Below are 7,069 nucleotides of genomic sequence, written 5' to 3'. Positions count from 1 at the left end.
TAATTATTTCCGCTATAATTCACGTCATTTTCATCAACAACTTCCTCTTCCTCTTGATTTTCATCGACCGAAGGAGATTCACATTTATAAAGTGAATACGCCTTTTTGAATGAAAATTCTACTCGGTAAATAGCTCCAGGTTCTGGCGTAATTATTTTGGATAAATCCAAAGCAAAAGTATTCCACTGACCAAAATTCAACAACTTGTTTTCTTTTAAATTCAATGTCGTTTTCGCAATCGGCTGTGCCACTCGTTTCAAATTTCGAGTTCCGTTTATTTCGTTGTCTTGAAGAAATTGAAGGATGTTGTTTTTGTAAATTTTATAAACTTTCACATCAACAGCACTTAAGTTTGCGGCTTCAAAATTGAGTTTCAAATTGTTGGAACTTGGTAAAATGGTTCCATTTTTCACAAAACGTACACCTGGTTTTATTTGTTCAAAAGACACTCTCGTAGTGTAATCTTTGAGCATTTTCTGTCCTTCTTCATTTTCAATACCTTGGAAAACTTCAACCAAAAGTGATCCACTAATTTCTTGTGAAGGTTTTTCATTTCCATATTCATCCTCTTCTCCGCCTTCATTCGAAGTAGATTTTGAAACATCATTATTAAAAAATACTTTTAATAAATTTCCTTGCACCACAAATTTCAAGTTATTGGTATTTTCAATAGAAACCAATCCGCTGAAATCTTGATCTTTCTGTAAAGGATCAGAAAAATTAATGTATAATGATTGAACATTTCCTTCAGGAATTTCAACTTTCATTACCTTAAAAACATCTTTTGCAGCGATTAAATAATCTATTTTACCTTTCTGATCAATGTCAAAATCGCTGCCGTCATAAGAAATGGCAACATTAGTTCCTTCTGGAAAACGCTGAATACTGTCGATTATAAATTTGAATTCCGTTCCAGAATTTAAGGTTTTTTCGAATTTTATTTTTATTTTTTTATTTTTTTGTTCTGCTGAGATCAATTTTTTAGCAGTTTCAAGATCAATATTATCGGCCGTTTTTAGCGTTCCATTCAAATATTGAAAGTCTTTATTATAAGACTGAACATCGTGTGTTTCGACAACGAAATCTTGTTTTATGGTTTTAATGGTAAAATTGAATTGGGCAAACTCTTTTTTGACAGAAATTAGTTTTGACAAATTCAATGTAACCTGATATTCAGTATCCGACTTCAATTTGTTTTCAGGAATAAAAGCAATGGTATTACTAGAAAGCGCAATGACTTTCCCATCGACACTTGGCGAAATATCGAACAAATCGTTGTCTAAAACCTGATTGGCTTTCCATTCTTTTTTATCAAAAGCCAGAACCACTCTAATATCAGAGGTGGTCGAGACAACTCCACCAGTGAAACCGGTTATATACTCTTTGAATAATGAAAAATCGGAATTAAAATTGGATGATTTCTTGCTACACGCTTGAAATAGAAAAAAAACAAAAAACACGTAAACTAATCCTTTTGCTTTCATTTTTATAAAGAGTTATTGGTTACAAATTTATACTTTTTGATACTGAATTGCTTTTCACAATTAAAACCATAACCGTGAAAATACATTTTATATTGTAGTAAAAGTATAGTATTTTTAAATTGTTTTAAGAAGAATTTTCAGGATAAATAAAAATATTTTTTTATCTCTTCTTAGCAAAAAACCGCTTCATCAATTCCGAAGCTTCATCAGCCAAAATCCCTCTAACAACCGTAGTTTTTGGATGCAATTGGGTTCCCATTTTCTCGAAACCTCTATTTTCATCACTAGCTCCAAAAACAATTTTCGAAATCTGACTCCAATACAAAGCGCCTGCACACATTTGGCAAGGTTCAATGGTGACATACAAAGTACAACCCACTAAATATTTTCCGCCAAGAAAATTAGCTGCTGCTGTAATAGCCTGCATTTCGGCGTGAGCGGTAACATCATTGAGCATTTCTGTAAGATTATGACCTCGAGCAATGATTTTATTGTCGATGACAATTACGGCGCCAACAGGAATTTCGTCTTTTTCAAAAGCCAATTCTGCCTCTTGCAAGGCTTTCTTCATAAAATATTCATCGGTGAAAGGGTTTTCCATAAGGCAAAAGTACAATTTTGAAATAATTTTAGTTAGTTTAAAAATTTGATTCACAATTCATCCATTAAGGCAGTAGATTTAAGTCATACCTTCGACTTCTTCCTTCTCCTTTTGGAATCAAAATACTTTTTTCGGTTAAGTCCTGTAGATCTCTTGTTGCCGTTGCTCTCGAAGTTTTTGTGATAGAAACATATTTTATAACTGTCATTCCTCCTTGAAAACCAGCAACTCCGTTTTCAAACATTTTCAAAACAGCCTTGTTTTGTCTTTCATTCATTTTATTTTTAAAACGGTCAATAAATTTCGTTTTGCTTAAGGTAAAAAGTACTGTTTGTTTGGCGTTTTTCTGGGATTCTAAAATCAATGTAGAAAAATAAAGAATCCAATCTGTGATTTCTAAAGTTCTTTGGACTTGCTTTAATGATTCGTAATATTGCTTTTTGTCCAGTTCAATAGTACTTGAAATACTCATTAAAACTGGTCGGTTTAAGGATTCTGAAAGACATTTTTCAGCGATAGCCCTGCCAATTCTGCCATTTCCATCTTCAAAAGGATGGATACTTTCAAAATACAAATGCGAAATTGAAGTTTTGATTAATGCGCTTTTAATATCGGTTGGTTTTAATTCAAAATCATTGTGCCATTTGATAAAATTTTTCATTTCAACAGGAACTTGGCTCGATGGTGGTGCTTCAAAATGGATAATTTCTTTACCATAAGATCCTGAAACAATTTGCATAGACTCCTCTCCACTTCTATACTCGCCTGGATTAATATGTTTGGAATATTCCATAAGAATAGTGTGCCATTCTTTTATCATAAATTCCGTCAACTTTCCAGAATAAGATTTTCGAACCGTTACCATTAACTTTCCGATTCCTTGTACCTCTTTATTCCTAATTTGACGGAAATCATCACTATATCCCAAATTCTTTTTAATAGAAGAGATCACATCTTGCCTGCTAAAAAATTCCCCTTCTATTTCTGAAGTTTTAATGGCCTCCGAAATCATAAATTGCAAGATGGTTTCCTCTCTAATTTCATTCGATAAAGAATCGACAAGACCTTTAAGTTCACCTGTTTCTAAAGCAAACTTTACTGCTATAGAATTTATTACAGATTCATCAAATGTAAAGTTTGCCCAATTAGGTAGTTGCCAGTTGTATTTCATTTGAGTTGAATAAAATAATTAATCACCTCAAATATAGCTATTTTTTGAGGTGATTATAACATTTAATCGCCTCATTTTATAAAAAACAGCCAATAACAACAATCATTCCTTTCCAAATTGCAATTTGCCTTAAATACAAAAAAACAAATTTCAAATTAAAACCGTAAATTCGCTTTTTAATTTACAATGAAAAGCAACTTACTCGAACACATCAACAATCCAACCGATTTACGCCAACTCGACGAAGCCCAACTTCCTCAAGTGGCACAGGAATTGCGCGATTTTATCATTGGTGTTGTGGCTACAAAAGAAGGACATTTGGGCGCCAGCCTTGGCGTTGTTGAACTTACTATTGCTTTGCATTATGTATTCGATACTCCAAATGATTTATTGATTTGGGATGTAGGTCATCAAGCGTACGGACATAAAATATTAACCGAAAGAAGAGAAATTTTTCATACTAACAGACAACTTAACGGCATTTCTGGTTTTCCAAAACGAAGTGAAAGTGTTTATGATGCTTTTGGCGTAGGCCACTCCTCCACTTCGATTTCGGCAGCTTTGGGAATGGCGATTGCTTCTAATTTGAAAGGAGATTTCGAGAAACAACATATTGCAGTTATTGGCGATGCTTCCATCGCATCGGGAATGGCATTCGAAGGCCTGAATCACGCTGGCGTTACTGATGCTAATTTATTGGTCATTCTTAATGACAATGCGATTGGTATTGATCCAAGCGTTGGCGCTTTGAAAAATTATCTCACTGCTGTGAAAGAAGGAAAAAATCCGAAGAAGAATAATATGATCAAGTCTTTGAATTTTAATTATTCAGGACCCATTGACGGCAATGATGTTTTTGCAGTTATCAAAGAATTAAAGCGTTTGCAAAAAATAAAAGGCCCCAAGTTTCTTCATATCATTACCACAAAAGGAAAAGGTTTACAACAAGCCGAAGAAAATCAAGTAAAATACCACGCTCCAGGAAAATTTGATGCTAACACGGGAGAAATTCACCCAAAATCAGAAGAAAATCTTCCTCCAAAATATCAGGATGTCTTTGGTTTGACGCTTTTAGATTTGGCGAAAGCCAATGAAAAAATAATTGGAATCACGCCTGCAATGCCATCAGGAAGCTCCCTGAAATTTATGATGGACGCTTTCCCAAAACGTGCTTTCGATGTGGGAATTGCAGAACAACATGCCGTAACATTATCGGCAGGAATGGCAACGCAAGGAATGATGGTTTTCTGTACTATTTATTCCACTTTTTTACAACGTGCTTACGACCAAGTCATTCACGACGTGGCTTTACAAGATTTACCAGTAATTTTTTGTTTAGACAGAGCGGGTTTAGTTGGCGAGGATGGTGCTACGCATCACGGTGTTTTCGATTTGGCTTATTTGCGCTGCATTCCGAATATGATTGTCTATGCACCATTGAATGAAATTGCGTTACGAAATATTTTATATACGGCTCAATTGGGATTAAATCATCCTATTGCAATTCGATATCCTCGAGGTCGAGGCACAATTATAGATTGGCAAAAACCCTACGAAAAAATAGAAATTGGCAAAGCAAATTGCCTCAAAGAAGGTATGAAAGTAGCTATTTTATCGAATGGTACCATTGGCAATAATGTAACTTTGGCTTTAGCCCAAATAACGCATCCAGAAAAATTCGCTCATTATGATTTTGCGTTTGTAAAACCTTTGGACGAACAATTATTGCATACTATTTTTTCGACATTCGAAAATATAATTACTATTGAAGATGGTGCTGTAAAAGGTGGTTTTGGAACTGCTATTCTTGAGTTTTCGGCACAAAATAATTATACTTCAAAAATACAAATACTCGGAATCCCTGACGAATTTATTGAACAAGGAACTATTGAGCAACAACAACAATTTTGCAATGTTGACGTTAAAAGCTTAAAATATATTTTTTCAGGTTATTGAAAATAATTATTTTTGTTTTTTAACTTAATTTTTTTGAATGAAATCACCCCACTTCATTTTACTGCTTTTGTTGTTAACAATTTCTATAAATAGTTTTTCTCAGGAAATAACAACGGATACAATAGTAGTTTTTAAACCCATAAGAACACTTGTAAATCCATCTACTACAGTAACCATAGTAGCAGAATTTCAACCAAAAATACCCGTTTTAATATCTCATTGGACCAAAAAAAACATTGTTGGTTTTGACCTAAATGAAATCTCTTTTTCGAATTGGAATGCCGGTGGTGTAAGCTCAATATCTGGGTTAATAAAAGGAGAATTTACAAGAATTCATACACTTGAAAAAAGTAAATGGTTTAATGAATTAATCGTTAGATACGGAGTAAATAAACAAGATGGACTGGCAATTAGAAAATCAGATGATGCTGTTCGATTTACTTCAACTTTTGGTTATAGAAGAGATACTTTATCCAATTGGTATCATTCCGCAAAATTTAATTTCAACACTCAATTTACTTCTGGATATAATTATCCAAACACCAGTTCACCTATTTCAAGACCTTTTGCTCCTGCTTATACTTTCCTTGGAATTGGAGCAGAATATTTTAACAAAAAAAAGAAACTTAACATATACATTTCTCCATTAACGATGAAAAACACTTTGGTTTTAGACCAGACTTTGGCTAATCAAGGTGCTTTTGGTGTTGCTAAAGCTATTTATGACTTAGATGGAAATCTGATTTTGGAAGGCGAAAAATCAAAAACAGAACTTGGTTTTCTAGTTACCAATTTTTATAAAAAAGAACTTATAAAAAACATTGTTTTGGAAAACCGATTAAGTCTATATTCAGACTACATTCATAATTTCGGAAACATAGATGTAGATTGGGAATTAAAGTTTGACTTGGTTGTAAATCAATATGTCAAAGCAAACATTGGGACCCATTTTATTTATGACGATGATATAAAAACTACTGAAGAAATCAATGGAGTGCAAGTCATCAAAGGAGCAAAAATCCAGCTCAAACAAATTCTTGGAGTAGGTTTAGTTTATTCCTTCTAGATTCAATTCGTTTTCTTTCCGTTAATGGTTTCGTATAATTCTAGTGCATTACCATCGGTCAAAAGGGAAACATAATGGCAAATATGCAACAGTCTTTTATACAAATCTTCTTTCTCTTCAAGGAATTTTTCGGGCAACATTTTCAACAATAGTTTGTCGTAATTAGAAGAATTTCCGTTGAATTTGTTGTTAAAAGCAGTAATGAATTTGTCTAACAAAGTTTGGATGATTTGATAGCCTACAATTTCTTTTTCGATGACTTCTCGACTTTGATAGATGTTTTTAACACTCAATTTGATAATGTCGTCCATCTGAACTTTGTATTTGCTTTTATCGGTCAATGCATAAGGAAATCTGCCTTGCAAAATGGTGTCTTCGTTTTCAACAAAAACCTTTACAGCATCATTAATTAAACTGCCAATTGCCAATGCACGCAAATAACTAATTCGATCTTCTTTTGTGGTTAATGTGTTGTATTTATTAGTGTCAATACTGTCTTTTACAAGTTTTATCAAGTATTCCAATGCAAATTCTTCTTGAACCAAACCTAGATTGATACCGTCTTCAAAATCGATAATTGTGTAGCAAATATCATCGGCAGCTTCGACTAAATAAGCCAAAGGATGTCTTTCGAAACCAATATCATTCCCCTCTTTGTTTGGAATCATTCCCAGTTCTAAGGCAACATCTTCGAAGAATTTTTTGTCCGATTGAAAGACGCCATATTTTTTGTCGGCGATATTTTGTGTTGGTTTTTTAGGTAAACTTTCCTTTGGATATTTCAAAAAAGC

4 protein-coding genes and 2 pseudogenes are annotated in these 7,069 nt (G+C 33.5%); 2 read left to right on the top strand and 4 right to left on the bottom strand.

Features of this window, described 5'->3' with window-relative positions; translation table 11 throughout:
* From PHC28_RS13310 to PHC28_RS13300, 3 genes and pseudogenes are all read right to left on the bottom strand, one after another.
* A pseudogene (locus PHC28_RS13310) lies at nucleotides 1-1,484 on the bottom strand (hypothetical protein); the annotation flags it as partial.
* 160 nt (nucleotides 1,485-1,644) lie between these two features.
* On the bottom strand, nucleotides 1,645-2,085 hold the full coding sequence (locus tag PHC28_RS13305) for a nucleoside deaminase (protein WP_300101441.1): 441 nt from the start codon (nucleotides 2,083-2,085) through the stop codon (nucleotides 1,645-1,647).
* Between the two features lie 64 nt (nucleotides 2,086-2,149).
* The gene (locus tag PHC28_RS13300; protein ID WP_300101438.1) at nucleotides 2,150-3,256 is read right to left on the bottom strand and encodes a Fic family protein; all 1,107 of its coding nucleotides are present in this window, start codon (nucleotides 3,254-3,256) and stop codon (nucleotides 2,150-2,152) included.
* Between the two features lie 186 nt (nucleotides 3,257-3,442).
* On the opposite strand from PHC28_RS13300, the gene PHC28_RS13295 reads away from it, so the two are divergent.
* Nucleotides 3,443-5,212 (top strand): 1-deoxy-D-xylulose-5-phosphate synthase, encoded by a 1,770-nt coding sequence (locus PHC28_RS13295; RefSeq protein WP_300101435.1) that lies wholly within the window; start codon nucleotides 3,443-3,445, stop codon nucleotides 5,210-5,212.
* 37 nt (nucleotides 5,213-5,249) lie between these two features.
* On the top strand, nucleotides 5,250-6,278 hold the full coding sequence (locus PHC28_RS13290) for a DUF3078 domain-containing protein (protein WP_300101432.1): 1,029 nt from the start codon (nucleotides 5,250-5,252) through the stop codon (nucleotides 6,276-6,278).
* A 2-nt stretch (nucleotides 6,279-6,280) separates the two neighbouring features.
* On the opposite strand, the pseudogene PHC28_RS13285 reads toward PHC28_RS13290, so the two are convergent.
* A pseudogene (locus tag PHC28_RS13285) lies at nucleotides 6,281-7,069 on the bottom strand (dGTPase); the annotation flags it as partial.

The organism is Flavobacterium sp. (genome assembly GCF_028712645.1).
In the GTDB taxonomy this organism is placed as follows: Bacteria; Bacteroidota; Bacteroidia; order Flavobacteriales; family Flavobacteriaceae; genus Flavobacterium.
The sequence above is the reverse complement of the archived record's forward strand: the minus strand, read 5'-3'. Positions and strand labels throughout refer to the sequence as shown.